The sequence below is a fragment of the Vibrio ishigakensis genome (assembly GCF_024347675.1).
In the GTDB taxonomy this organism is placed as follows: domain Bacteria; phylum Pseudomonadota; class Gammaproteobacteria; order Enterobacterales; family Vibrionaceae; genus Vibrio; species Vibrio ishigakensis.
The window spans coordinates 1,204,279-1,229,602 of sequence record NZ_AP024881.1 but is presented as its reverse complement, the minus strand read 5'-3'; the positions used below and the strand labels follow the sequence as shown (position 1 = coordinate 1,229,602).

General features: G+C 47.1%; 23 protein-coding genes. 10 read left to right on the top strand and 13 right to left on the bottom strand.

What is annotated here, in order from left to right; all coding sequences use genetic code 11:
* Positions 1 to 9: 9 nt before the first annotated feature.
* Positions 10 to 1,230 carry a cystathionine beta-lyase gene (locus Pcarn_RS05515; protein WP_261835389.1) on the top strand — a complete coding sequence of 407 codons (1,221 nt, stop codon included), beginning with the start codon at positions 10 to 12 and terminating at the stop codon, positions 1,228 to 1,230.
* Between the two features lie 52 nt (positions 1,231 to 1,282).
* Here Pcarn_RS05515 and Pcarn_RS05510 read toward each other — a convergent pair whose 3' ends face one another.
* The gene (locus Pcarn_RS05510; protein WP_261835388.1) at positions 1,283 to 2,044 is read right to left on the bottom strand and encodes a transporter substrate-binding domain-containing protein; all 762 of its coding nucleotides are present in this window, start codon (positions 2,042 to 2,044) and stop codon (positions 1,283 to 1,285) included.
* An 88-nt stretch (positions 2,045 to 2,132) separates the two neighbouring features.
* Positions 2,133 to 2,510, bottom strand: coding sequence for a ribosome recycling factor family protein (locus Pcarn_RS05505; protein WP_261835387.1), 378 nt, complete (start codon positions 2,508 to 2,510; stop codon positions 2,133 to 2,135).
* A 441-nt stretch (positions 2,511 to 2,951) separates the two neighbouring features.
* On the opposite strand from Pcarn_RS05505, the gene Pcarn_RS05500 reads away from it, so the two are divergent.
* A complete protein-coding gene (locus Pcarn_RS05500) occupies positions 2,952 to 3,911 on the top strand; it encodes an IS110 family transposase (protein WP_261835386.1) in 960 nt (319 codons plus the stop codon).
* 111 nt (positions 3,912 to 4,022) lie between these two features.
* On the opposite strand, the gene norW is transcribed toward Pcarn_RS05500, so the two are convergent.
* The 3 genes from norW to Pcarn_RS05485 all read right to left on the bottom strand — a co-directional run bounded on the left by norW (position 4,023) and on the right by Pcarn_RS05485 (position 7,604).
* Complete coding sequence (gene norW / locus Pcarn_RS05495) at positions 4,023 to 5,159, bottom strand: NADH:flavorubredoxin reductase NorW (protein ID WP_261835385.1); 1,137 nt, start codon at positions 5,157 to 5,159, stop codon at positions 4,023 to 4,025.
* Entirely contained in the window at positions 5,159 to 6,631 is a 1,473-nt protein-coding gene (norV, locus tag Pcarn_RS05490) for an anaerobic nitric oxide reductase flavorubredoxin (RefSeq protein WP_261835384.1), read from the bottom strand. Before norV ends, norW begins: the two co-directional genes overlap by 1 nt.
* A 205-nt stretch (positions 6,632 to 6,836) precedes the next feature.
* A complete protein-coding gene (locus tag Pcarn_RS05485; RefSeq protein WP_261835383.1) occupies positions 6,837 to 7,604 on the bottom strand; it encodes a ferredoxin--NADP reductase in 768 nt (255 codons plus the stop codon).
* 268 nt (positions 7,605 to 7,872) lie between these two features.
* Here Pcarn_RS05485 and Pcarn_RS05480 point away from each other — a divergent pair, with 268 nt between their 5' ends.
* Together Pcarn_RS05480 and norR are read left to right on the top strand one after the other, a co-directional pair.
* On the top strand, positions 7,873 to 8,328 hold the full coding sequence (locus Pcarn_RS05480; protein WP_261835382.1) for a hypothetical protein: 456 nt from the start codon (positions 7,873 to 7,875) through the stop codon (positions 8,326 to 8,328).
* 84 nt (positions 8,329 to 8,412) lie between these two features.
* Positions 8,413 to 9,960, top strand: coding sequence for a nitric oxide reductase transcriptional regulator NorR (norR, locus tag Pcarn_RS05475; protein ID WP_261835381.1), 1,548 nt, complete (start codon positions 8,413 to 8,415; stop codon positions 9,958 to 9,960).
* Positions 9,961 to 10,022: 62 nt separating this feature from the next.
* Here norR and Pcarn_RS05470 read toward each other — a convergent pair whose 3' ends face one another.
* The 8 genes from Pcarn_RS05470 to pspA all read right to left on the bottom strand — a co-directional run bounded on the left by Pcarn_RS05470 (position 10,023) and on the right by pspA (position 18,748).
* A complete protein-coding gene (locus tag Pcarn_RS05470) occupies positions 10,023 to 11,231 on the bottom strand; it encodes a phosphoribosyltransferase family protein (protein ID WP_261835380.1) in 1,209 nt (402 codons plus the stop codon).
* Positions 11,232 to 11,493: 262 nt separating this feature from the next.
* Positions 11,494 to 12,066, bottom strand: a complete 573-nt coding sequence (locus Pcarn_RS05465; RefSeq protein ID WP_261835379.1) for a DNA-3-methyladenine glycosylase I — start codon at positions 12,064 to 12,066, stop codon at positions 11,494 to 11,496.
* Positions 12,066 to 15,164, bottom strand: coding sequence for an efflux RND transporter permease subunit (locus Pcarn_RS05460; protein WP_261835378.1), 3,099 nt, complete (start codon positions 15,162 to 15,164; stop codon positions 12,066 to 12,068). The genes Pcarn_RS05465 and Pcarn_RS05460 overlap by 1 nt, the downstream gene beginning before the upstream one ends.
* Complete coding sequence (locus tag Pcarn_RS05455) at positions 15,161 to 16,237, bottom strand: efflux RND transporter periplasmic adaptor subunit (protein ID WP_390904483.1); 1,077 nt, start codon at positions 16,235 to 16,237, stop codon at positions 15,161 to 15,163. The genes Pcarn_RS05460 and Pcarn_RS05455 overlap by 4 nt, the downstream gene beginning before the upstream one ends.
* Positions 16,238 to 16,242: 5 nt before the next feature.
* Positions 16,243 to 17,277: an efflux RND transporter periplasmic adaptor subunit gene (locus Pcarn_RS05450; protein WP_261835377.1), complete on the bottom strand. Its 1,035-nt coding sequence runs from the start codon at positions 17,275 to 17,277 to the stop codon at positions 16,243 to 16,245.
* A 185-nt stretch (positions 17,278 to 17,462) separates the two neighbouring features.
* Positions 17,463 to 17,846 (bottom strand): envelope stress response membrane protein PspC, encoded by a 384-nt coding sequence (gene pspC, locus Pcarn_RS05445; protein WP_261835376.1) that lies wholly within the window; start codon positions 17,844 to 17,846, stop codon positions 17,463 to 17,465.
* A complete protein-coding gene (gene pspB / locus Pcarn_RS05440; RefSeq protein ID WP_261835375.1) occupies positions 17,846 to 18,070 on the bottom strand; it encodes an envelope stress response membrane protein PspB in 225 nt (74 codons plus the stop codon). The genes pspC and pspB overlap by 1 nt, the downstream gene beginning before the upstream one ends.
* Positions 18,071 to 18,079: 9 nt before the next feature.
* Positions 18,080 to 18,748 carry a phage shock protein PspA gene (gene pspA / locus Pcarn_RS05435; RefSeq protein WP_261835374.1) on the bottom strand — a complete coding sequence of 223 codons (669 nt, stop codon included), beginning with the start codon at positions 18,746 to 18,748 and terminating at the stop codon, positions 18,080 to 18,082.
* A 216-nt stretch (positions 18,749 to 18,964) separates the two neighbouring features.
* Here pspA and pspF point away from each other — a divergent pair, with 216 nt between their 5' ends.
* The 6 genes from pspF to Pcarn_RS05405 all read left to right on the top strand — a co-directional run bounded on the left by pspF (position 18,965) and on the right by Pcarn_RS05405 (position 25,280).
* Positions 18,965 to 19,930 carry a phage shock protein operon transcriptional activator gene (gene pspF, locus Pcarn_RS05430; RefSeq protein WP_390904481.1) on the top strand — a complete coding sequence of 322 codons (966 nt, stop codon included), beginning with the start codon at positions 18,965 to 18,967 and terminating at the stop codon, positions 19,928 to 19,930.
* 97 nt (positions 19,931 to 20,027) lie between these two features.
* Entirely contained in the window at positions 20,028 to 21,659 is a 1,632-nt protein-coding gene (locus tag Pcarn_RS05425; RefSeq protein WP_261835372.1) for an ABC transporter substrate-binding protein, read from the top strand.
* Positions 21,660 to 22,622, top strand: coding sequence for an ABC transporter permease (locus Pcarn_RS05420; protein WP_261835371.1), 963 nt, complete (start codon positions 21,660 to 21,662; stop codon positions 22,620 to 22,622). It abuts the gene before it with no gap.
* A complete protein-coding gene (locus tag Pcarn_RS05415) occupies positions 22,609 to 23,496 on the top strand; it encodes an ABC transporter permease subunit (protein ID WP_261835370.1) in 888 nt (295 codons plus the stop codon). Before Pcarn_RS05420 ends, Pcarn_RS05415 begins: the two co-directional genes overlap by 14 nt.
* Positions 23,497 to 24,492 carry a peptide ABC transporter ATP-binding protein gene (locus Pcarn_RS05410; protein WP_261835369.1) on the top strand — a complete coding sequence of 332 codons (996 nt, stop codon included), beginning with the start codon at positions 23,497 to 23,499 and terminating at the stop codon, positions 24,490 to 24,492.
* Positions 24,489 to 25,280, top strand: a complete 792-nt coding sequence (locus Pcarn_RS05405; RefSeq protein ID WP_261835368.1) for a peptide ABC transporter ATP-binding protein — start codon at positions 24,489 to 24,491, stop codon at positions 25,278 to 25,280. The genes Pcarn_RS05410 and Pcarn_RS05405 overlap by 4 nt, the downstream gene beginning before the upstream one ends.
* The last annotated feature ends 44 nt before the right edge of the window (positions 25,281 to 25,324 follow it).

Genomic DNA, 25,324 nt, shown 5'->3' with positions numbered 1-25,324 from the left:
GGAAGGCAGATGTCGAAAAGCAATACCCCAGTCGCTAAAACCACCCAACTTATCGGTGCAGGTCGTGATAAAAAATGGACCCATGGCGTAGTTAACCCACCAGTACAGCGTGCATCCACCATCTTGTTCGATACCGTAGCTGAAAAAAATGAAGCTGCAATCAATCGCATGAACAAAGAACTCTTCTATGGTCGCCGTGGTACGCAAACCCACTTTGCGTTTCAAGATGCCATGGTTGAGCTTGAAGGCGGTTACGGCTGTGCCCTTTACCCTTGTGGCACTGCGGCTATCTCTAATGCCATCCTTTCTTTTGTTGAGACTGGCGATCATGTGCTTATGGTCGACACCTGCTACGAACCCACCCGCGACTTCTGCGATACCATGCTAAAGCGCCTTGGCGTAGAGACTACCTATTACGGACCAACCATCGGCAAAGAGATTGAAGAGCTTATTCAGCCAAATACCAAGGTACTGTTCCTAGAATCTCCAGGCTCTATCACTATGGAAGTGATGGACGTGCCGCTGCTGGCTGAGATTGCGCACAAGCACGGCATCATAGTTATGCTAGATAACACTTGGGCTGCAGGGCTGCACTTCTCTCCTTTTGAGCACGGCGTGGATATCTCTATCCAAGCGGCAACCAAATACATAGTGGGTCACTCAGATGTGATGCTAGGTACGGCTATCTCTACCGAGGAATTCTGGCCACAGCTTCGCGAGCACAGCTATTTAATGGGTCAGTGTGTATCGCCAGACGACGTTTATCTAGGTCTTCGCGGTATCCGCACCCTAGATGTGCGCCTAAAGCAGCATCAAGAAAGTAGCCTGAAGGTAGCTAAATGGCTAGCGTCTCGTCCTGAGGTGGACCATGTGCGCCATCCGGGTCTGGAAACCTGCCCGGGTCACGAATTCTTCAAGCGTGATTTCACCGGTGGCAACGGCCTGTTCTCGTTCGTGATGAAGTCGCAAAATACCAAGGCGACCACAGCGCTTCTTGATGGTATGAACCTGTTTGGTATGGGTTACTCTTGGGGCGGGTTTGAAAGCTTGATCCTAGCGAACGAGCCACGCTCGTTTAATAGTCTGCGCACGGTAGCGAATCCAAACTTCACCGGCACCCTATTCCGCCTGCATATCGGTCTAGAAAGTGTCGATGACCTGATTAAAGACCTTGAGGCTGGCTTTGCACGCTATAACGCTGTGCTTGAAGCTCAATCGGTCGAAGCTTAAACGACAAAGGGTCAGCAAATGCTGACCCTTTTTATAACTCTAAACGCTCGGACTATTTCAGAGCATTCTTTTCCATCAGATCTTCTTCAACACCTTTCAGCTTCATCTCATCCATCATGAAGTTTACTGTGTTAAGCAGTCGCTGCTCCCCTTTCGGGATAAGATAACCAAACTGGCTCTTAGTGAATGGGTCTGCACAGCCTGACGCCTCAAGGCGCTTATCGATGCTTTGGTAGTAAAGCGCTTCTGGCGTTTCGGTTACCATCACATCTACTTTGCCTTCAGCAACGGCCTCTGGCACGTCTAGGTTGTTTTCAAAGGTGGTGAATTTAGCGCTTGTGAGGTGCTCTTTCGCGAACAACTCGTTGGTGCCACCAATGTTGTAGCCCACTTTAGTGCTCGCTTGGTTCGCTTCCTCAATTGTATCGAATTTGTCTGCATTACCTTTAGCTACCAAAAAGCACTTACCAAAAGTCATGTAGCCTTGAGTCTGCTCAGCGTTTAGCTGACGTTGCATCTTACGCGTGATACCACCCATGGCGATGTCATATTTATCTTCTGCAAGACCATCAAGTAGGCCCTTCCATGTGGTTTCAACAAACTCAACCTTAACGCCAAGCTGATCAGCCATATATTTCGCGACATCGATATCGTATCCACTAAGTGCTTCACCATCGTGGTATGAGAATGGTCGATAGTCACCTGTGGTACCTACTCTTAGTACACCCTCTTTCTGGATATCGTCTAGACGGTCAGCGTGTGCAACACCAACAGTCATTAGGCCCAGAGAGAGACCTAAGATTAGCTTTTTCATGAATTAGTCCTTCTTAACTTCTGTAAAGTGGACTATACACCAAAACAAAAATTTAATTAAAGCCATTTTATTTACAAATCGAAATTTATCAGAAATCGAATTCAATTCGAGCTCGACGGACCTCGGTTAGATCGCACCCGGTTGCATCCACCAGCTCTGCCACAGTCAAGTCTGGCTGGTCTTTGAGAAGGCGCATTAACATCTCTTGAGGGGTTTCGGTTTTAGTGGCCCTGAGGACTGGAGTTATCTTAGATAGGAAGTAGGTTTCTTTGACTAATCTTAGCCTTGGCACCGCCTGTGCAAACGCATTCACATCCTGCCACATCCCTTGCAGTACCCAATTTCGAGAACGCCTGACACGCTTTAATTCGCACTTATGCTGACTCGCCAGCGTCTTTAATTTTGCAACGTCACTGCCACCGAGACGATGGATAAGAGATGGTAGAGGAACTGATATGGGATTCATGAATTAGCTGTCAAGGAAACTATACAGGTAACGGTATCAGGTTCGTTTGGGAAACGGAAGTTGGGTGGGCGGTTTTGGGGTGGCGAGGGTCGAAGATCCCCGATAGGAGCGCTCGGGAATGACGAAAGTGAGCTAAGCCGATTACATCAAAAGTCTAAAAACTTCCGTCATATAAAAGAAGTAGCCCTAAATAACATTGGCTATTTAGGGCTAAGCTAGGGTGAGAAGAAGAGACTAAATCGTCAAAAGCTACGAGCTTCTCGGTATGCCAAAGTCTCTTCTCGCTCTAGCGATTCTGAGCTTCTATAACAGGTAATCGCACAAGATCTTTAACCGATATGATAAAGCCATGAATCGCACTTACCTTCCAACATAAGGATAGTAGATTTATGAACACACTCTCTATTCCACACCTAAAAAACCTCACAGCTATTGGTATCGATGTTTCAAAAAAAGACGTTAGATTTTGCTGGTCTTACTGCTGAACGAACCGTGCAATATCAACTCAATAACACTGTCGAGTCGATAGAGAAATTGGCTAACAAACTAGTCAGTGTGGATTACAAAGGGAAGATAATTTGTGAGTCTACTGGTCACTACCACTTGAAGTTGGTCTCGGTATTTTCAAAGCATAAGCTCAATCTTTACGTCATTAACCCTCTGCTCTCAAGCAAGCATAGTCAAGCTAACATCCGCAAAACCAAAACTGAACCTGTCGATGCGAAAACGCTCGCAACTATGTGCCTTACTGAGAGAAACCTTCCTAAACCCACGCTCACGAATGATCGTAATCTATTGATTACATTGAAAGTTGGACAAATCAAAGCGATGGAGAAACTTATCCAGAAGATGAGAGGTAGTCTGCGCTTGTATGAAGAAACCTATCAGGGTCTAGGCTTTGATAGGAGTGAAATTCAACATGGACTTTCGCTAAAACTAGCTGAGTTAAAGTCGTTTCATAAACGTATGCTCAAAGAGCTTGAAGACTTGATTATCGAAGAGAATAACAGTTCGAACGATACCGATATTCTGAACAGTATCCCAGGTATATCTTCGACTACTGTTGCACTCTTAAGTCAATTAGACAGGAATGTTCAAAGTTGTCATTCATGGGTAGCTTTTATTGGACTGGATACTAGCATTCGTCAAAGCGGAACTTGGAAAGGTAAGGGGAAGCTGAGTAAACGTGGTAATACTTACCTAAGAAAGCGAATGTTCTGTGCTGCGTGGGGAGCAATGCTTCATGACGATAAGTTTAGAGCTTACTACGACAGATTAAGAGCTGAAGGAAGGGATTACAAAGAGGCATTATGCATTCTCGCCAAGAAGCAAATTAGGGTCGCTTATCACTTATTGAGTATCGGTGAAAAATACGACCCTAATAAGGCTTTTTGTGTCTAAAAAATTGACAAAGTCGTTTAACAGGCATACCGGCGAAGGCCGGTATCTCCCCTACACGCATACAAAAATGCCCGCATCAGCGGGCAGAATAAAAATAAGAAAAAACTAGAATCAAAGCTCCCGCAGCATAGCAAATGCCTTAGTAGTCAATTCCTGCGTCGCCACAAATCCTATCATCTTGTCTTGTTCATCAAAGCCCTTAGCAATAATGCCCTCAGGCAAGATATCGAAATTCCAGCGAGACACTGAATCAACATCGGTGCGCCCACCAATCTGGATTGGATAGCTCGGTGTTTTCACCTTGACCATGGCATGGGGCAATTTTACCGGTGTCGGTGTGCCAAGTAATGTCTTAGCAAGAGAAACAGCGCTGATGACTGTTGGTTGCAAATAGGCACGAACCATTCCCTCAAACTCAGCGCAATCTCCAAGCGCGTAGACATCAGGGGCGGAGGTTTGCATGGTGGCATCAACGCAGATACCGCGATTAACCACAATTCCCTCATCGATAGCAAGCTGAACATTTGGGCGAAGTCCAGCAGAGACCAGTACCTGATCCACTTCAATCCAACTGCCATCACTAAGGCCGACGCTAGTGGCTGATCCTTTGTGAGAAATAGAAGCCACCCCCTTACCTGTAATCACACGCACAGATTTATCCTGCAGTGATTGAACCAGCTTAAACGCAATATACTCAGGCAGCTGGGCTCGCATAAGCTGAGTATTAGGCTCAACTAGAGTCACTCTCTTGCCCGCGGTAGCCAGATCTAACGCCACTTCGACTCCTATCACGCCGCCACCGATAACCATTACTCGATTGGCATCAGCGAGCTTAGTGCGGTTTTGTTCAAACTCTTTCAAGCTATTTAGCGTTAGTAGTTCTTCTTTGTTCGCACCCTCTATTGGTGGAACGAATGCACTGGCACCGGTTGCAAGTACAAGCTTGGAATAAGCAATTGCCTTGTCATTTGCCACCACCTGCTTGACGCTTGTATCTACTTTGCTAACAACATGATTGGCAAGTAAGGTCAGGTTTTGGCTTTGTGCGAACTCTTCAGCTTTTGCTGTGATGACGTCTTCCACTGATTGGTTCTTAGAGAACACATGACTGAGGTCTGGCTTGTTATAGTCATGCCCGTCATCGGCTGTGATTACGGTGATGGCGGTATCAGCGTCACTACGACGTATGGTTTTGATCAGTTGGTAGGCGGCAAAGCCGCTACCAATGATGACAATAGGCTCGCTCATTACGCCACCTCTGACTTCGTATGTGGAGCAAACACGTCCTTACCTAGATTACATTCAGGGCATAGGAAGTGATCCGGCACTTGCTCCCACGGTGTGCCTTGCTCTACACCCTGGTTCGGCTCACCGGTAGCCGGATCATACACCCAGTTACAAACAGTGCAGATCATGCATTGGCAATCGTCACCGTGTGCTACATTTTTTGGAGTTTCAGGTACTTGCGCTGATAGTGGCTCAGCAGGCGTAGACTCCACACTCATAGGGGTTACATTAAGTTCATGCAGCGCCCACTTCTTAGCCAGCATTTGACCATAAGCGCGACATTCACGAAGTGCCTTACCGTCCGGACGCCATTTAGTTTTCTGACTCTCTGTGGTTTCAAAGCCAGCATCTACAAGGCGAGAGTGAATGCGGTCTACCGCACCGCCATTCCAGCCATAGCTACCGAAGGCTGCTGCTTTCTTCTGCTTAAAACGAAGACCCGTGATTTCTTCTAGCATGCCCGCAATCTTTGGCATCATGACGTTGTTCATGGTTGATGAACCCACCAGCACCGCTTTTGAGCGGAACACGTTAGCTAAGATCTCATTCTTGTCTTGACGAGAAACGTTGAATACCTTCACCGCAACGCCTGGGTCCACCTCATGAATACCTTGGGCAATGGCATCGGCCATCATACGGGTATTGTTAGACATAGTGTCGTAGAAGATGGTAATGCGATCTTCTTGGTAATCCCCTGCCCACTCTAGGTACTTTTCGATGATTTGCACTGGGTTTTCACGCCAAACGATACCGTGTGAAGTGGCGATCATATCCACTGGCAGATTAAAGCTCAGCACCTCTTTGATCTTCGCCGTCACTAGCGGGCTAAATGGAGTTAGGATGTTTGAGTAGTAACGCAGGCACTGCTCGAATAGCTCAGCTTGATCTACTTCATCGTTAAATAGGCGCTCATCGCAGTAGTGCTGGCCGAAGGCATCGTTACTAAATAGCACTGCATCTTTGGTCATATAGGTCATCATGCTATCTGGCCAGTGCAGCATTGGTGCTTCGACGAACACTAAGGATTTACCATTACCTATATCCAGAGTATCGCCAGTTTTTACTACATTGAAGTTCCATTCTGGATGGTGGTGGTGGCCCACGATAGAATCGATAGCCGCCTCAGTACAGTAGATTGGCGTGTTTGGAATACGTTGCATCAGCGCGGACAGCGCGCCAGAGTGGTCTTCCTCAGCGTGGTTGATAATGATGTAATCGATGCTGTTTAGGTCGATCTCCATCTCTAGGTTTTGCAGAAATTGTTGGCTGAATCTATGGTCAACGGTATCAATTAGAACGGTCTTTTCTTCACGGATAAGGTAGCTGTTGTAGCTGGTGCCTTTTGTCATTTTGTATTCTGTACCGTGGAAGTCTTGTACTTCCCAATCGCGTTGTCCTACCCAGTGAATATTATTTTTTACATGAATGGTCATAGTGTTGCCTTTATTCGGTTTTGCTCAAATTAACTAAGCTCACTTACTGCATCAGGCGTGCCAACTTTTTAAGCCATTGTTTTTATTAATCTTGTTACTTTTCAATCGAACCAAGCTTGTATTATCGACAATATTTATATCTTGTCATATTCACAACATTTATCTTTAAGACAATAAAAAGCCCCACATGTGTGAGGCTAGATAGTTACCAGTAGTTTTCGCAGGCAAAGTGCCCCGCTTTTCGTCTTAGATGTTTATGGTAGCCCCGCTCTTGAAGCACCTTGATGCCCTCGCGAACCATACCCGGATTTCCGCACAGATAGATGAAGCTCTTCTCAAAGTCTAGATTTAGGTCCAGTTCAGACTCTAATTGCCTATTTGCTAAAAGCTCTGGAATACGGCCACTCATGGCTCCGTCTACATCCTCTCTTGAAACAACAGGTACATAGCTTATTTGTGGATACTGTTGAGCCAACTCTTCAATCAAGGTTTTATAAGTAAGGTCCGCGCCGAGACGGGCGGCATGTACTAAGACTATCTTTTGATATTTTTCAACAAAACCTGGCTCAGTAATCATAGAAATAAAGGGACCTAGACCAGTACCGGTTGAGAGGAGCCACAATTCAGATGCTGTGTCTGGGATCTCATCTGGCACCATAAAACCGGCACCCTCGAGCCCAACATAGACGTCATCGCCCTCTTCTAACAAATGCAATTGCGGCGATAGTTTGCCATCAAGATCAGTCACTATGACAAACTCCAGCTCGTTGGTTTTTTCAAAATCAGCCGGAGAATTGACGATTGAGTATGCGCGCCTGACCAGCTCATCTTCGTCGTTTACCAGTGCTAACTTGGTAAACTGACCAGGTACAAACGGATGTGAATCTACCTTGATCCGGATAGAGAAGAGCGAGTCTGTCCATGACAGCTTTTGAGTGACCACACCTACTTGAAAGCTTTTAGGTATTTGCATGTTTTCCCCCGAAAAATAAATGTGCGTAAATAAAACAGCAAGATCTACGCCAAGGTATTAACTGCACTGACTAATTCGTTAAGTTGTTGTTTAATCAGCCATAAATAGCACTATAGCCCATTTTTCCGATAGCGCCTGTCTCAGATGATCATTCTCAATTGCACAAAAACACGATCACCTGTCTGTGTACTGTTCACCTTTTTGCCCCTGTTATTCAGACAAACTCTGAACAACTGGCATATCAATCAGACACTGCGTTAGGCGACCCATGAAATTTATAGACTTAGAAATCAACGACACCGTATTTGTTCTCACCCCTATCTATACCAAGCAACGCGGGGTTTCGGCTTCAAATCAACAGCAATATTTCTTGCCCTATAAGGTATCTAAGGTGACCAAGCAGTTTTTTGATGTTGAGGGGTTAGGTCGCTTTAAGCGAGACGATGGTCAAGCCCATGGCATTAGTCGTTTTGACAAACAAGCCTATATGCTAGGTGAAGCATCCAATGGCAATGGAATGGTTACAGACCAAAGCAATGAGCACGCTAAAGCGTGCGAAATACAGACTCTCATTGATGAGATCAATTACTACATTACTCGCTACACCGTAAACCACAAGGTCCTGCAAGACTCCGAATTAAAACAGCTTTACACCCTAATCAAGAAGAACGCAGAACAATTTTCTTCTTTTCGAAACCAAGTACCACTCGCCGCCAACTCTTAATAGTGAAAACTAAGTGTGAGTTCTTTAACTTCGGCAACTAAACTCTTAAAGTTGTTATCAAAAAGACAAACTATAAAGTCGGTTATGCCACAATTTCAGAACGACTGGGTACAGGTTGCCCTAGACATCACTTCAGGTCTTTCAGAGCAAGATAGGTTTGAACGACTGCTGTCGACTATACGCACCCTATTGCACTGCGATGCCTCAGCACTCTTGTTGTTCGACGAGCAGCACTTCATTCCTCTAGCTATTAATGGGTTAAGTGACAATGTTCTAGGCAGACGTTTCAGTATTGAAAAGCACCCAAGATTCGAAGCCATCGCCCGTGCTGGGGACATTGTAAGATTTCCTGCTGATAGCGATTTGCCAGATCCTTATGACGGTCTTATTCCCAACCATGACCATAACCTAGAAGTGCACTCCTGTATTGGCTTGCCGCTTCTGCAAGATGACAGATTAATAGGTGCGGTGACCATAGATGCCTTCGACCCCACCCAATTTGACTCCTTAAAGGATAAAGAGCTAAGACTCATCAGTGCGCTTGCTGCCAATAGCCTGCACACTGCCCTACTAATGGATCAACTGGAATCTAACGTTGGCGTGACCCAAACGCCAAAACACTCAAAACTCAAAATCAGCAAGCAGAGCTTTGTGGGCCAATCGCAGGCGATGCTTGAGCTCAAGTCACAGATAGAAGCCGTAGCCAATACAGAGCTCTCGGTTTTGGTGATGGGCGAAACCGGTGTGGGTAAGGAGCTGGTTGCTCACGCCATACACAGCCAATCCGCTCGTAAAGATGAGACTTTGGTGTATCTGAACTGCGCCGCTTTACCCGAGTCGGTGGCCGAAAGTGAGTTGTTCGGCCACATCAAGGGAGCCTTTACCGGTGCCATCAGTAATCGCAAGGGTAAGTTTGAACTTGCTAACAAGGGCACACTGTTTCTAGATGAAGTAGGCGAACTCTCTCTCGCGTTGCAAGCCAAGCTTCTGCGTGCATTGCAGTATGGAGACATACAACGCGTGGGCGATGACAGAGCCATTAAGGTAGATGTGCGTATCATCGCCGCTACCAACCGCGTCATGCATGAAGAGGTCAAGGCCGGTACGTTTCGTGCCGACTTGTATCATAGGCTCAGTGTCTTCCCCCTGTTCGTTCCCCCACTTCGCGAGCGAGGCAAAGACATCATCTTGCTTGCGGGATATTTTGCAGAGCAGTGCCAGCACAAACTGAACGTGTCTAGCATAAATTTGGACAGCAAGGTTCTGCCGCTACTGCAAAACGCAGCATGGGAAGGGAATGTTCGAGAGTTAGAACATACCATCAATCGTGCAGCGGTGCTGGCCCGAGCACAGTCTAATCAGTCACACCTGACGTTAGAAGTGCAGCACTTTGGAAATATGGGGATGACGGAAGGAGTTGTTTTGAACACACAATCTCCGGTGGAATCCTCCGGTCTAGGATTGGATTCATTTAAGAGTTTGAGCTTAAAAGACGCGGTTGAGCAGTTCCAGAGCCAGTTAATTCAAGATGCCTACAATGAAAACCAGCAAAACTTGAGTGCAACGGCAAAACAACTTGGCGTGAATGCAGGTAATTTACATCGATTAATGAAGCGCCTCAGCTTGAAATAATTGAGCTCGACTTCATTAAAAAAGGGAAACTCAACGTTTCCCTTTAAATTCGGCTTCAAGTATTACAGTTCAGACAGTTGGTCTGAGAACCAAATCTTACGTTGGAAGCGAGGGTTCTTAGAAGACATGTCGATCTTGTATGGATTTGCTTCTGCTGCAGGCACTGTTACGTCCAAGATTTTACCCAGCTCTTGAGCCAAGAACTTCTCAATCTTTAGCACCACCATTTTTTTGCGCAGTCGGCCTTGCTCATCACGATTCAAGATGGTTGGCATAGTGTTCAGAGTTAGGATCTCGCCTAGCGCTGGGTGAGACATGCGCTCGCGCCCTTCCGTGCTTGCGTAGAAGTGCGACACAGTAAATACCATACGCTCTGGTTTTAGCTGTTGTAGGAACTGACACGATTTCACTACGGTTGAGCCAGTGCGCACCATATCGTCAAACAGAACAATGCTTGGGTTGTCTAAACCCTCAAAGGTATCTTCACTCTCTGCATGCAGGGTAATTTCTACCTTGCGCTCAGCGGTGCGCTCCTTATCGAGCATAATAAACTTAGCCTTGCTCAAGCCTAAGGTGTTGTACATTTCTTTTACGAAATCGCGAGCACCTTTGTCGGGTGCACAAAGAACAAGCCCCTCACCTTCCGGTCCGTAATTCAGAATGTTCGAGTTCAATAGATAATGGGCGTAGATCTTATAAGGGATAAGGTTATGGAAACGGCCTTTGAAGACTTCACTAAACTTCTTCTGTACCGACACGGAATGGTTGTGCACAGTCACCACGTCATCAACGCCCGCAAGCTTGAGCATCTCTGCATAGAGCTTGGAAGTGAACGGTTGGCCATCAAATTTCTTTATGTCTGAGACATCACGCTCACCACATGTGTCGCCCAATTCGGCTCTAGGACCACGGTCTTGGGCAGAGAAAAATAGGTCTGGTTCAACCAATACCACACGCTTTGCACCATTTTCTTTGGCAGCTCGAGCAATGATAAGGTTGTGCATGGCTAATTCTTGACGACTGGTCACCAGATTACCGGTACTGACAATAACAACCGTTTTGCCTTCTAAGCTGTTACCAATATTCTCCATATCATCTTCATCTGAAATAAAGCGTGGGCAAAACTCTGTATTCATGAAGTGCTTCATGCTGATTACATCGGAGATATCTTCGTGTTGCCCCATTGCATAGGCGACATCGATCGCGAAAGGGTTATCGGAAGAATTACTAACAATCACTACATCATCGGATTGTGTATTCTGGATGCTCATGGCGTTCCTTTTCAGTTAGAAGGCGAATTGGTCGCGTGTATTCTATTACAGATTAGGGAAAACAGCAGGGAAAACGCGAACACAATTTGCAACTCGAAGTTGCTAGGAAGTGAAACCCACACCCAATACCGTAGAAATGCCAAGCATACGAGAAAGAATTGCTCATGTTTTAACGATGACCTAGACGGCCGAGATCAATTGTGTTTTCGGTTGGACAGATAAGGGAAACAGAACGCTTCCCTTGAGTCTTTACAGTAAACAGTTATTTAGGTTTTCTTGGACACGAAACTAGATGATCGTCGACCATGCCTACTGCCTGCATAAAGGCGTAGCAGATAGTTTCACCCACAAACTTAAAGCCACGCTTTTTTAGAAACTTGCTCATGGCCTTCGATTGTTCTGTAGAAGCCGGAACTTCTGACATGGATTGCCAGTTATTGACTATGGTCTTGTGGTCAACAAATTGCCATAGGGCTTTACTTAATGAGCCATACTCTTTTTGAAGTTCGATTGCCGCTCTAGCATTGAGATAAACCGAGGCTATCTTGCCCTTGTGCCGGATTACATCATAATTCTCCTTGATGTAATCCACGTTGCTCTCGTCTAACTTAGCTAACGCCTGGATATCGAAGTTCAAGAAGGCCTTTTGGTAGCCTTCTCGCTTTCTTAATACCGTTAACCAACTCAAACCCGCTTGCGCTCCTTCTAGTATCAGGCACTCAAACAAGTGCCTATCATCATGGCTAGGCACGCCCCACTCGCTGTCGTGATAATCACGTTCGATTTGAGTGTTCTGCGCCCAACCACAGGCTCCATCGTTTGGGATCTCGCTCATTACACCTGCTCTACCTGAATCTTATGGAATAGACGGTATAACACAGGCACCACGATAAGTGTCAATACGGTCGCAAAACCGAGACCAAACATAATGGTTACCGCCATAGGCTTAAAGAAGATATCCGGCAGTAGCGGGATCATACCTAAGATGGTGGTAATTGCTGCCATACATACTGGACGTACACGACTCAGCGCCGCTTCCACCACCGCTTTATAGGGTGATTTGCCCGAGTTGATCTCAAGCTCTATCTGGTCAATCAAAACGATACCGTTTTTCAAAAGCATACCCGATAGACTCAAGAAACCCAGCAGCGCCATAAAGCCAAACGGCGTATCTAACAAGAGCAGACCACTGGCAACCCCTATGACCGCCAAAGGCACAGTGAGCCAAACGATCAACGGCTCTTTCACTGAGTTAAACAAGAACACAGTGATCAAGAACATGAACAAATAACCCATAGGCATAGTCTGGAACAATGACTCTTGCGCGTCAGCCGAAGACTCATACTCACCGCCCCACTCTAGGCTGTAACCCGGTGGCATCTCGATAGCCTCAATCTGGCTTTGCAGACGTTTTTGCAGGGTAGCTGCAGTTTCTTCGCCAAGCAAATCAGGGTCGGCCATTATGGTCAGCATACGCTTACGGTTTTTACGTACGATAAGTGGGTCTTCCCAACGAACCTCATAGCCAAGCATGATTTGTTGCAATGGGATGTACTCGCTAAGAGCTGGACTCCAGATCTTCATCCCTTCGATATTACGAAAATCCACACGCTCTTTTTCTGTCAATCGACCGACAATCGGCATCAAGGTCGTACCGTCACGATATACACCGATAGACTTACCTGAGAATGACATCTGCAGGAAATCATCCATGTCTGACTTGGTAATACCGTAGCGACGTGCCTGACTTTCATTGAACAGAGGCTCAAGAACCTTGGTACGCTCACGCCAGTCATGGCGAATATTAGTCGCGCCAGGATCGGCATTCATAATATCTACAACTTGAGCGGCTATGGTGCGAAGTACAGTTGGGTCTGAACCGATAATACGCGCCTCAATCTTAGCTCCGCCACCAGGGCCTAGCTCTATCTTCTTCAGCTTATAGTTGATTTCAGGGAAGTTGTTCGCCACGTACTCACGATAGCGAAGCATAAGAGCGTCTAGCACTTCATAGCTCTCTACGCGAGTAACGATCTCACCATAGGAGGCATAAGATTTCTCCGGTGAGTAGGTCAGCATAAAACGCTGAAGACCCTTACCTGCGGTAGTGGTTACGTGTGATACGCCATCTTGCTCTAGAAGCCAATTCTCAATCACCTTAAGCTTGGTATTAGTGGCACGAATATCGGTTCCTTCTGGCAGCCAGATGTCAGAAAGGAACATAGGCGTGGTGGATGATGGGAAGAAAGCTTGTTTAATATAGGTGAAGCCGTACAAACTGCCTGCAAGCATACCTATAAGTAAGACCACAGTTAACCAAGCGCGGCGCATACAAAAATCCAAGAACTTCTTATACATCACAAACACGAAGCCGTTGTATGGGTCGTTATTCTCCCCCTCTTTTACCTTCTGTCCTTTAAAGAAGATATCAGCAAAGAAAGGTGTTAGAGAAATCGCGGTAAACCACGAGAGCATCAATGAGATAAGGAGCACGGTAAACAGGGTGCCACAATACTCACCGGTAGAATCTTGCGACAAACCGATAGGCGCAAAGGCAGTTACCGCAATAACGGTCGCGCCCAATAGGGGCCACTTAGTCTGGGTAACAATGTCAGTGGCGGCCTGTAAGCGCGTCCGCCCCTTCTGCGTCCCGACCAATATCCCCTCTACCACCACGATGGCGTTATCCACCAGCATACCCAGTGCGATAACCAAGGCACCCAAGGAGATACGCTGAAGGTCGATGGCAAAGTACTTCATAAACACGAAGGTGCCGAGCACAGTCAGCAGCAGTATCAAACCGATCAAGAGACCAGATCGAAGCCCCATAAAGAACAGCAGTACCACGATTACGATAGCGACCGCCTGCCCAAGGCTTATCACAAATCCGCTAACCGATTTATCTACCTCTTTTGGCTGGCTGTAGATCTCTGAGATCTCAATACCTATAGGTTGTTGGAACTTAAGCTCAGCTAGGCGCTTATCCACCATGGCGCCGATATCAACAACATTCACTCCCGAGTTGAAGGAGATTCCTACGTTCAGGGCCAGATTGCCGTTATAGGTAATCACATTCGACGGCACGTCGATATAGCCACGTTTTACTTCAGCTACATCACGTAAATAGATAAGCCCTTCAGTAGTCTCATCGGTAATGATGAGATCGCCCAATTGGTCGACATCTTGGAACTCACCGGTTGGATGGATACGAACATAATCATCCCCAACTCGGATGGCACCGGCAGGGGCTATGGTATTTTGCGTACTTAACAGGTTGTAAACCGTATCTGGTGCTATCCCAAGGCTAGTTAGGCGCTTTATCGACATCTCGATAAATACCTGCTCTTGCTGATCGCCAGTAACCGAAACCTTACTCACGCCATCAACCAGTTCGAGCTCCCGACGCAGGTAGTCTACGTAGTCGAGAAGCTCTTTATAGGAGTACCCCTCACCCGTGACCGCAAGCAAGATACCGTAAACATCACCAAAGTCATCGATGACCGATGGGTCTCCAACCCCGGGAGGAAGCGAGCCCCTGATATCATTTACCTTTCGGCGAAGTTCATCCCAGATCTGCGGCAGATCATCCGGGCCATAGTTGTTTTTCATGGTTACCGTAATCTGAGAGAGACCACGGCTTGAGATTGAGTTGATCTCATCAACATAGGTTAACTGTTGAATGGCCTTTTCCAACGGATAGGTCACCTCTTCTTCTACCTGTTGCGGGGTTGCACCAGGGTATGAGGTCACAACCATGGCATCCTTGATGGTAAAGGCAGGGTCTTCTAGTCTACCTAGGCCAAAGAAAGCAAAGGTACCGCCAATTAAGAAAATCAGGGAAATCATCCAACTGATGACACGGTTATTTATGAAATAGGCCGCGATACCTGTAGTATCCTCGTCGCCTTGCTGCTGGGCTAAATCCTTGCTCATTTCGCAGCCTCCTTCTTAATGACTTCCACTGAAACTCCCTCTCTCAGTTGGGCTAACCCTTTGGTTACCAGAGTCTCGGCCCCTTCTAAGCCACTGATTACTTGGACGGTATAGTTGTTGATCTTACCTATCTCGACTTGCTGTCTGCGAACCTTGTCACCTTCAAGAAGCCACACATACTTCTCGGTTCTATCCAGCGGATCACCATCCATATTGACCACAGCACTAAATGGCACTCGCGTACCTCGACTTACATTAAGCCCTGCCTCACTGCTCTTAGCCGTAACCTCTACAGCCATACCGTCGAGGATCAGCTCGTCTTCTGGCATGGGCATGGTTAGAGTCACGTTGTAGGTGCCTGATTGCGGGTCAGGCTCAGTAGTGAACTCCTTGATGCTGGCATCATAGATATTGCCACTTTCAACTTTCACCTTAGCGTTCACGCGGCGCAGGTCTCGCTGTGTTGGCTGGTGGATAAAGAGCCTATCTGGGATTTGAATAAGCACCTCTATCTCATCAACGCTATGGATGTTTACTATCTGCTGACCGACCTGAATATTCTCGAAGCGGTCGGCGCTCACACGAGAAATTACCCCATCTATGGGCGCTTTTAATGTGGTGTACTCTAGATGCAGTTTGGCTAGTTGCAGTTCCACTAAGGCGATTTGGCGCTTCGCGGCTAACTCATCAAATTGAGACTGAGCCAATAAGCCCTTCTCAACTAACGGACGCGAGCGTCGATACTGGCTATTTATGGCCTGATAAGAGGCGCGCGCGGTATCCACATCAATCTTAAAATCACGGGTATCTAAGGTTGCGATAACATCGCCCTTCTTCACAATATCCCCTTCGTTTACCGGAAGGTCGACTATCTCACCAGCAACGCGAAAACTTAGGTGTGAGCGAAGCGCTGCCTGAGCAACCGCTGGGAAGAAAAGCCTGTCGGTAACAACCGGTTCACCCAGTGTCATGACTTCTACTCTTGGCACATGCGAGATAGGTTCAATAGTTGGGCGCTCACAGCCAAAAAGCAGCACTGCACAAGCGACAACAGCGAGGGACTGGAAATTCATCTTCATCATAATCCTCGCTCCTTGATCCATTCGCGAACCTTCATTCCCGATTCAAGCTCACCAACACCAGACAGCACTATCTGATCACCATCTACCAGGCCCGATACCACGGCGCCGGTCTCACTCAAATCCACTGCAATCTGCTCAACTCGAGATTCTTCGTCGATACGCCAAACACATTTCTTGTTACCGCAATCAAACAGCGAGGTCTGAGGCAGTACCGAAGGCTTAGAGCGAGGTATCATGGCATGCACATGCCCAGACATACCCGGCAAGATACCGATATCTGACGGGCGGTCCATTATCATGGTCACCTTATAGCTACCTGTGGTTGGGTCTGATTCCGTATCTATCTCTTGGAAGGTAAGTGGGAATTTTCGGTCCGGAAATGAATCGAACACCATGTTTGACTGCACCTCAGTGCCACCAGCGAATCGCCTCAACAAAGAGTCCGGCAATTGGAAGATCACTTTTAACAATGAAGTGGATTGTATGTTCATTACCCCCTGCTTAGCCGCGACATATTCGTGATTGTCGATATTGACAATAGAGATGTTGCCATCAAAGGGAGCGAGTAATTTCGCGTAGCCAAAGTTAGCATCGGCTTGATCGAATGACGCTCTTGCTGACTTATGGTTTGCTACTGCTTGATCATACTCTTGCTCCGACACTACCTTGTCTCGGATAAGAGTCTCCATACGTTTCAGTTGAACACTGGCAAGATTGAAATTCGCCTTGGCTTGGTTTCTGAGTAGTTTGTACTCTTCATCATCAAGACTGGCTAACACCTGTCCCTTCTTTACTGGCTGGCCAGCATTGACAGGCAGGTCAATCAGTTCGCCCGGGACACGAAACGCAAGAACCGCCCTATCACCGGCGGTAGAACTGGCTGGAAATACCCGCTCAAAGGGTTTGTCTCCCACGGAGACGGTGAAAAGTTTAGCGGGCCTAGATTCTGGCTCTGGGATCTCTTGCTCTTTCTCCGAACAACCGGACACCCCTAAAGCGCACACTGATAATACAATCCAATGGAGGCGCATAATCCATCCTTGTTTGAAAAACTCTATTAAACATAGATGTATCAAAGTGTTAACGCCAAGTTTTACATCGAGAAAAGTGTCGAGATTACAGGTATTTACAAACCTTTGAAGATATTAGCTTTTATAGCGTAGACAACACAAAAAAGGCGCTCAAACTATGAGCGCCGTGGAGGAGGAATTTACGATTACAGATCGCGAAATGCTTTATTGGTTTTGTAGGTTTCGGAGGTGACATAAGCCTCCATATTGCGAAGAGAGTGCTCCATCTCTTTAAAATCCGCATCAACCACGCTAAGCAGTTCTTTCGCAGGGCGACCCGACTGCCAACTTTTTTGCTTCATTTGATGATCAAACTGCTGTTGCTTGGTCTGAAATATCTGTGGTGTCTGCTTCTCGAGCATTAAGCTAGCGGCGAAATAAGCCAGCACTACCAGCAAACCACCCCCTAACAGACCAGCAGAAACCACCAAGATGCGCACCACCCAAATCTCTAACCCGAAGCGAGCAGCGATACCTGCACACACACCGGTCAGCCAAGCCTTATTTGTATCGCGATAGAGGCCATTCATTACTTATTCCTCCATCCTGGAGTTTCAGCATCGAGAATTTTCTCGAGCGTTTCGATACGCTGCTTCATCTGCACAGCCTTGCCAGAAAGCTCCTGCAATTGCTCACGCTCTTGCTCTGTCAGACCCTGATCTAGGTTACGCTTGCTGCGGTAGTGCAAAAGTAGCCACAGTGGCGCGACAAAGATACAGAAAACTATTAACGGTACTGCCAACCATCCAGACATTGCGCCCCCTTATTGACTCTTGTCGATGTCTTGCTTCATTCTCTGAAGCTCTTTTTCAATCTCGTCATCTGCTTGAAGCTCGGCAAACTCTTGGTCTAGAGATTTGCTTTCATTCTTCAGACTGTAGCTCTCGGCATCGGCTTCAAGTCTGTCGATTTTCTTCTCGTACTCTTCAAATTTCGCCATGGTATTTTCAGCGCGGCCGCTGTGCAGGTGCTCCTGTACATCCTTGCGACTCTTCGCCGCTTTCTGACGCATAGCCAACGCCGATTGGCGAGCGCGTGTTTCATTAATCTTGTTCTCTAGCTTCACCACTTCATCGCTGAGCTTAGTAATGGTTTCTTCCACCAAGGTCTGTTCGGTATGCAAGGTCGCTAGGGTCTTAGCTATGCGCTGCTTCTCAATAAGCGCCGCTCTTGCCAACTCTTCACGGCCTTTAGTTAGCGCTAGACTTGCTTTTTGTTGCCACTCTTCAACCTGTGTCTCTACCTGATCAACACGGCGTTTGAGCTCTTTGCGCTCAGCCAGTGCTTTGGCTGAATTGGTACGCACCTCTACTAGGGTGTCTTCCATCTCCTGGATGATTAGGCGAATCATCTTTTCTGGATCTTCTGCCTTATCCAGTAGAGCGTTGATATTAGAATTTACTATGTCTGCAAAACGCGAAAAAATACCCATTGTTCCTCCAATCTTTATTCACGAATGTCTCTTTTCACTATTCAAATGCAGTGCCAACTTTTATCAGCCCCAGGCCAAGATAGATTAAATTCATATAAAACAGCCAGTTAAATATATTTCATCAAGATTTAATCTCTGCTTGCTCACTCAATTTCACTTGACTAAAAATCCAATTAGCAAAATATTAACCATATAGTGGTGAAAATGGCTAATCAGATGAAAGAGCAATCCCTTCTTGGGCAATCAACAAACTTTTTAAGTGTATTGGACAAGGTCTCACGCCTCGCGCCTATCAATAGACCAGTACTCATCATAGGTGAACGCGGTACAGGTAAAGAACTTATCGCGCGCCGCCTGCACTACCTCTCTAAGCGTTGGGATAAACCTCTGATCAACATCAACTGCGCCACATTAAGCGAAGGCGTAGTTGATTCTGAACTGTTTGGTCACGAGGCCGGCTCTTTCACCGGAGCAAAAGGACGACATCAAGGGCGCTTTGAACGCGCAGAGGGAGGCACACTGTTTTTGGACGAACTCGCCACTGCACCACTATTTGTTCAAGAAAAATTGCTTCGCGTCATTGAGTACGGCGAGTATGAGCGTGTAGGGGGAACTCGTTCCCTCGACTGTGATGTACGCCTAATATGCGCCACCAATGCCAATCTTCCTGAGCTTGCACAAAAAGGCGAATTTCGCGCAGACCTATTAGATAGGCTCGCCTTTGATGTGCTTCTATTGCCGCCACTAAGAGAGCGCCAACAAGACATTCCGCTATTGGCCGAGCATTTTGCGATGAAAATGTGCCAAGAACTAGGCTACGAGTTATTTGCTGGCTTTAGCGAAAAGTGTCATCAGAGCCTTCTCTCTTACCCATGGCCGGGTAACGTTAGGGAGCTAAAGAATGTGGTGGAGCGCGCTATCTATCAAAACCCCGACCCAAGTAACCCTATCGAAGAACTGGTTTTCAACCCGTTCGCTAACCACGCTGAGCCCAAAATCGAAGTTAAAGAAAGCCACTGGAGTTTGCCCCTGGATTATAAAGAGTGGCAACAACAGCAAGATACGCAGATGCTTAACCAAGCACTTACCGAGGCACAACACAACCAAAAACGAGCCGCTCAATTGTTAGGGCTAAGTTACCATCAATTTAGAGGAATGCTTAGAAAGTATAAAATGGTTTAGGATCAACGATTAACAAGGCCTCTATATTGGAGGTTAGCTCGGATAAATGCTAAATTAACCAGATCAATTTAAGTAAGCATCATTGGTGTTTCAGCGTATGAAAGCTGACCTTTGGCGAGTGTTAAAGACCGGAGCCCTGCTAGTTGCAGGCATTTACCTTACCGGTTGCGACGACACGGACGCTCGCGAACAAATAAAGCAAAATGGCTTTATCTTCTGTGGCCAAGGCACGCCACTGTCACTCAACCCGCAAAGGGTGGACAACGATATTGCAGCAGAAGCCCTAGCGCCTCAGCTGTTTAATACCCTTGTGCATCTTTCTGAAGATGACCACGAGCTAAAGCCTATGCTTGCCACTAGCTGGCAAATGAATGAGGCAAGAACTGAGTATATCTTCACTCTGCGTGACAATGTCACCTTCCAAACGACGGATTGGTTTACCCCAACTCGTACAATGAACGCCGACGATGTGGTGTTCACCTTCGACCGTATACTAGATAGTAGCCATCCATTCCACTACGTGGGAGGTGCTGATTACCCTTGGTTCTCAGCAATAGGCTTCAGCCAGACGGTAAAAGATGTTGTGGCACTGGATGACAGACATGTGAAATTTGTCTTGAGTGCACCTGACAACACCTTCTTGCCAAATCTTTCTACCATCTACTCTGCAATACAATCCAAAGAGTATGGCGATCTTCTGATCAAGTCAGACTTAAAGCAGTACATCGACACCCATCCTGTTGGTACTGGGCCATTTTATCTTGATGAATACAGCGTTAATGACTTTGTGCGTCTTCGCAGTAACCATGACTATTGGAACGGCAAGCCTAAGATGGAGCAGGTGGTGTTCGATATCTCCTCTCGTGGTACAGGTACGCTAGCCAAACTGCTTCGCAACAAGTGCGACGTGCTATATGCACCTAAATCAAGCCAGATCCCGACCATACAGCAAAACCCGAATCTTGTTTTGCAAGCCCACCCGAGCATGAACGTCTCGTTTATCGCTCTGCAAACGCAAAGCCCGGCTTTGAATGATGTTCGCGTTCGTAAGGCGTTAAACCTCGCCGTTAATCGCAGCGCCATCATAGATTCGGTTTACTACGGCTATGGCACCCCTGCTTTCTCTATCCTGCCGCCAGAATCCTGGGCTTATCAGAAAGATAGCTCACAGGTGCGATACGATAGAAATTACGCACGAGCGCTTTTAAGAGAGGCCGGTTACGGCAAGGGACTAGAGCTTTCTATCTGGGTTCAGGCTGAGCCTACGGTGTATAATCCAAGTCCGCGCAAGGTAGCTGAGCTACTTCAGTCCAACTTTGCGGATATCGGCATCAAGCTGGATATCTTGCTCGATGAAAGGCTGACCCGTACTCAGATCCGTGAGCGCGCCTCCGCGGATATGATTCTCTCTGGTTGGAGCGCCGACACTACCGACCCAGACAACTTCTTTAGACCCCTACTCTCATGCAATGCCGAGTTTGCAGGTCTGAACATATCTACCTGGTGTAATCCAGATTTCGACTTCCTGCTCAATCTTGCTAAAGAGACTACTGAGCAGCGTTATCGCCTCAATCTTTATCGACAAGCGCAGAATATGCTCAATGAAGAGGTGCCCGTTGTGCCTATCGCCCACGGCATGCAGTTCCAAGCCAAACACAAGTCTCTAAAAGGATTTAACGCCAGTCCGTTTAATACCTTGAGCTTTGAAAACGTTGAGAGGGAGAAGTAAGTGTTTATCTACACCATTCGCCGTCTCAACCTATTTATTATCACTCTATTAATCCTGTCTTTGGTGGGTTATTCCATTCTGAGGCTAGATGCCACCTCACCTTGGGCTATCGAAGATTTTTGGCCCGGCTGGCAGGAGTATATCTCTCAGCTTCTGCAGTTAAACCTTGGCACTAACGCTAATGGAGAGCCTATTTTCGAAGAGGTACGCATCGTATTTAGCGCTACCTTGGAGCTGTGCTTATTAGCCTTTATCTTGGCATTGAGTATCGGTATCCCGCTAGGTACTGTGGCTGGCGTTCGTATGAACAAATGGTCAGACCGAATTATCTCCTTCTTTTCAATGGCAGGGTATTCGGCTCCTCTATTCTGGGTGGCGCTACTTCTGGTAATGCTGTTCTCCCTAGAGCTAGAATGGCTACCTATCTCAGGGCGCTACAACCTTCTATATGACATTGACCACATCACAGGCTTTGCCTTGGTAGATGCTTGGCTGAGTGACTCCCCTAACAGAGAGGCCGCCTTTGCTAGCGTATTGAAGCATCTTATTCTTCCAGCATTTGTGTTAGCTCTTGCGCCAACAACTCAGTTTATTCGCCTTATGCGCGCCTCTGTAGCAGAGGTGATTAGCAAGAACTATATCCGAGTGGCGAAGATCAAAGGCCTTTCCAAGCTAGAGATCATGTTCCAGCACGTATTGCGTAACGCTATTCCTCCTATTATCCCAATGATAGGAGTGCAGCTATCCAGTATGCTCACCTTCGCCATCATCACAGAATCCATCTTTAACTGGCCAGGGATAGGACGCTATCTTCTCGACGCTCTGGCAACTCGAGACTATGTGGCAATACAAGCCGGCGTAATGGTTGTTGCAACCTTTGTACTTGCAACCCAGATCCTCTCTGAATTGGTCGGCACCATCATCAATCCACTGGCTCGTAAGGAATGGTATGCTAAATACTAGTGTTTATCTGGAAGAGAATATTCCAACCCAGCGCGAGCGATTCTGGCGTCATTTTCGTAGCAATAATTTGGCGATGTTTGGTCTGTGGAATCTGGGTGTGATTGCCCTTATTACCCTAACTGCGACCTTTATAGCGCCGCACGACCCTATCGCTCAATCTTCAGTCTTGCTTCAGCCGCCATCATGGGCAAAAGAAGGGGCAATCGAGTACTTCTTAGGCACCGATGACTTGGGTCGCGATATCTTATCTCGCCTCTTGATTGGCTCTCAAGTGACCATAGGCTCAGCGGTATTGATCACCATAATTGCCGCTATCGTGGGCAGCATTATCGGTGCGCTTGCAGGTATGACCCGAGGACTTCTATCCAGTATCCTAAACCACCTGCTGGACGTGGTGATGTCTATTCCATCACTGCTATTGGCGCTCATCTTTATCGCTTTCCTAGGTACGGGCATGGTGCCTGTGATGCTGGCTATCTGCTTGGCCTTGGTACCAAGATTTATCCGTTCTGCTTATCAAGCCATTCATAATGAGGTAGAGAAAGATTACATCATGTCGGCTAAGCTCGACGGCGCCGACAATTGGTATCTACTGACCGTTTCTATCTTGCCAAATATCTTGGCAGCCTTTGCTGCTGAGTTTACCTTTGCACTGACTATCGCCATCCTAGATATTACCGCGCTTGGTTTCTTGGGCCTTGGAGCGCAGGCACCGAGCCCTGAATGGGGCGCTATCCTGGGTGACTCTGTAGAGCTTATCTATCTTGCTCCATGGACAGTGGTGCTACCAGGTCTTGTTATTATGTATACAGTTATCACCATCAACCTAGTTGGTGAGGGTGTGCGTGACGCCCTAAATGCGGGAGTAGAGTAAATGCCGGTTTTAGATTTTCGTCACGTCACCATTGAGATTGAGACTCCGCAAGGGCTAGTAAAAGCAGTAGACCGCATGAGTCTGACCATTAACGAGGGCGAAATACGCGGTCTTGTGGGTGAATCAGGCTCAGGTAAGAGTCTTATTGCTAAGGCAATTGTTGGTCTTAGCAAAGAGAACTGGCGTATCACTGCGGACAGAATGCGTTTGGGTGATATCGATCTTTTAGCACTTAAACCAAAAGAGCGTCGCAAGGTTATCGCCGAACAGATAGCGATGATCTTCCAAGAGCCATCTACCTGCCTTGACCCTAGCGAGCGCGTGGGCCAGCAACTGGCTGAATCGATCCCATCGCGCACCTTTGAAGGTAAGATCTGGCAGCGCTGGAACTGGCGCAAGAAGACCTCTATCGCGCTTCTGCACAAGGTAGGTATCAAGGAACATTCGCGCATCATGCGTAGCTATCCATATGAGCTTACCGACGGTGAGTGTCAAAAGGTGATGATTGCCATGGCTATCGCCGCTAAGCCTAAGATCTTGATTGCCGATGAGCCAACCAATGACTTGGATCCGATCACTCAAACCCAGATTTTGAAGCTACTTAGCCGAATGAATCAGGTTGGCAACACTACGATTTTGCTGATTGGTCATGACCTTGCCACCATTACTCAATGGGCAAGCAAGATCACCGTAATGTATTGCGGTCAGAGTGTGGAATCAGCACCCACCGAGAAACTATTGGCTGCGCCAAAGCACCCTTATACTCAAGCGCTTCTCGAAGCGGTGCCTGACTTTAGTGGTTGGCTACCTCACAAGCAGAAATTGCAATCTCTTTCTGGGAGTATCCCTCCCCTACAGCACCTACCGATCGGTTGCCGATTAGGTCCACGTTGCCCGTATGCTCAGCATAAGTGCGTTAAAGCGCCTCAGTCTAAGAAAGAGAAAGACCACAAATATAACTGCCACTTCCCGCTCAATACCAAGGTGAAAGCATGAGTGCCCTGTTAGAAGTACGAAATCTGAGTAAGACCTTCGTTAACCGCTATGGCCTGTTCCGCAAACAATACTTTGATGCGGTGAAACCAGTAAGTTTCTCTCTGGAAGCTGGACAAACCCTAGCTCTGATTGGGCAAAACTCTTCAGGAAAATCTACCCTAGCTAAGATGCTAGCCGGCGTAATCGAGCCGACTTCCGGTGAGATCTTTGTAAACGGCGAAAAGCTAGAGCACAAAGATTACTCTACACGTTGTAAGCTTATCCGCGTTATCTTCCAAGACCCGAATCTATCTTTGAATCCGCGTATTCAAATAGGCCGTATCTTAGAAGGTCCGCTTAAGCGAAACACCAATATGCCACCTGAGGCGAGGCAGCGCCGTGTTATCGACACACTGCGCCGTGTGGGTCTGCTACCTGAGCACGCATATTTCTATCCGCAAATGTTAGCGGCGGGTCAAAAGCAGCGCGTCTGTATTGCTCGCGCCCTGATCCTGCAACCCTCCATCATCATTGCCGATGAAGCGCTTAATGGTTTGGATATGGCGATGCGCTCTCAGATCATTAACTTGCTTCTAGAGCTTCAAGATGAGATGGGTGTGTCTTTTATCTATGTGTCTCAGCAGATAGGTATCATCAAGCACATCTCAGATAAGGTGATGGTGATGTCACAGGGAGAGGTAGTGGAGTCCGGGGATACCTTAAAGGTGCTCACTGAACCAGAGCACACTATTACCCAGAAGCTGGTTGATAATCACTTCTACAAGAATCGCAACTACAGCCGTTGCTAGGTTTAAATTCTGGATAAAAAAATGCCGCTCAAATTGAGCGGCAT

Bases quoted from the DNA above. Each gene is read 5' to 3' on its own strand.
- Pcarn_RS05425 (WP_261835372.1), top strand. From the start codon at position 20,028: ATGAAAGCTGACCTTTGGCGAGTGTTAAAGACCGGAGCCCTGCTAGTT.
- Pcarn_RS05515 (WP_261835389.1), top strand. From the start codon at position 10: ATGTCGAAAAGCAATACCCCAGTCGCTAAAACCACCCAACTTATCGGT.
- Pcarn_RS05455 (WP_390904483.1), bottom strand. From the start codon at position 16,237: ATGAATTTCCAGTCCCTCGCTGTTGTCGCTTGTGCAGTGCTGCTTTTT.
- pspA (WP_261835374.1), bottom strand. From the start codon at position 18,748: ATGGGTATTTTTTCGCGTTTTGCAGACATAGTAAATTCTAATATCAAC.
- norV (WP_261835384.1), bottom strand. From the start codon at position 6,631: ATGACCATTCATGTAAAAAATAATATTCACTGGGTAGGACAACGCGAT.
- norR (WP_261835381.1), top strand. From the start codon at position 8,413: ATGCCACAATTTCAGAACGACTGGGTACAGGTTGCCCTAGACATCACT.
- Pcarn_RS05450 (WP_261835377.1), bottom strand. From the start codon at position 17,277: ATGCGCCTCCATTGGATTGTATTATCAGTGTGCGCTTTAGGGGTGTCC.
- Pcarn_RS05415 (WP_261835370.1), top strand. From the start codon at position 22,609: ATGCTAAATACTAGTGTTTATCTGGAAGAGAATATTCCAACCCAGCGC.
- pspB (WP_261835375.1), bottom strand. From the start codon at position 18,070: ATGTCTGGATGGTTGGCAGTACCGTTAATAGTTTTCTGTATCTTTGTC.
- Pcarn_RS05485 (WP_261835383.1), bottom strand. From the start codon at position 7,604: ATGCAAATACCTAAAAGCTTTCAAGTAGGTGTGGTCACTCAAAAGCTG.
- Pcarn_RS05470 (WP_261835380.1), bottom strand. From the start codon at position 11,231: ATGAGCATCCAGAATACACAATCCGATGATGTAGTGATTGTTAGTAAT.
- pspC (WP_261835376.1), bottom strand. From the start codon at position 17,846: ATGAATGGCCTCTATCGCGATACAAATAAGGCTTGGCTGACCGGTGTG.
- Pcarn_RS05410 (WP_261835369.1), top strand. From the start codon at position 23,497: ATGCCGGTTTTAGATTTTCGTCACGTCACCATTGAGATTGAGACTCCG.
- Pcarn_RS05480 (WP_261835382.1), top strand. From the start codon at position 7,873: ATGAAATTTATAGACTTAGAAATCAACGACACCGTATTTGTTCTCACC.
- Pcarn_RS05460 (WP_261835378.1), bottom strand. From the start codon at position 15,164: ATGAGCAAGGATTTAGCCCAGCAGCAAGGCGACGAGGATACTACAGGT.
- Pcarn_RS05505 (WP_261835387.1), bottom strand. From the start codon at position 2,510: ATGAATCCCATATCAGTTCCTCTACCATCTCTTATCCATCGTCTCGGT.
- Pcarn_RS05405 (WP_261835368.1), top strand. From the start codon at position 24,489: ATGAGTGCCCTGTTAGAAGTACGAAATCTGAGTAAGACCTTCGTTAAC.
- Pcarn_RS05500 (WP_261835386.1), top strand. From the start codon at position 2,952: ATGTTTCAAAAAAAGACGTTAGATTTTGCTGGTCTTACTGCTGAACGA.
- Pcarn_RS05510 (WP_261835388.1), bottom strand. From the start codon at position 2,044: ATGAAAAAGCTAATCTTAGGTCTCTCTCTGGGCCTAATGACTGTTGGT.
- norW (WP_261835385.1), bottom strand. From the start codon at position 5,159: ATGAGCGAGCCTATTGTCATCATTGGTAGCGGCTTTGCCGCCTACCAA.
- Pcarn_RS05465 (WP_261835379.1), bottom strand. From the start codon at position 12,066: ATGAGCGAGATCCCAAACGATGGAGCCTGTGGTTGGGCGCAGAACACT.
- pspF (WP_390904481.1), top strand. From the start codon at position 18,965: ATGAAAGAGCAATCCCTTCTTGGGCAATCAACAAACTTTTTAAGTGTA.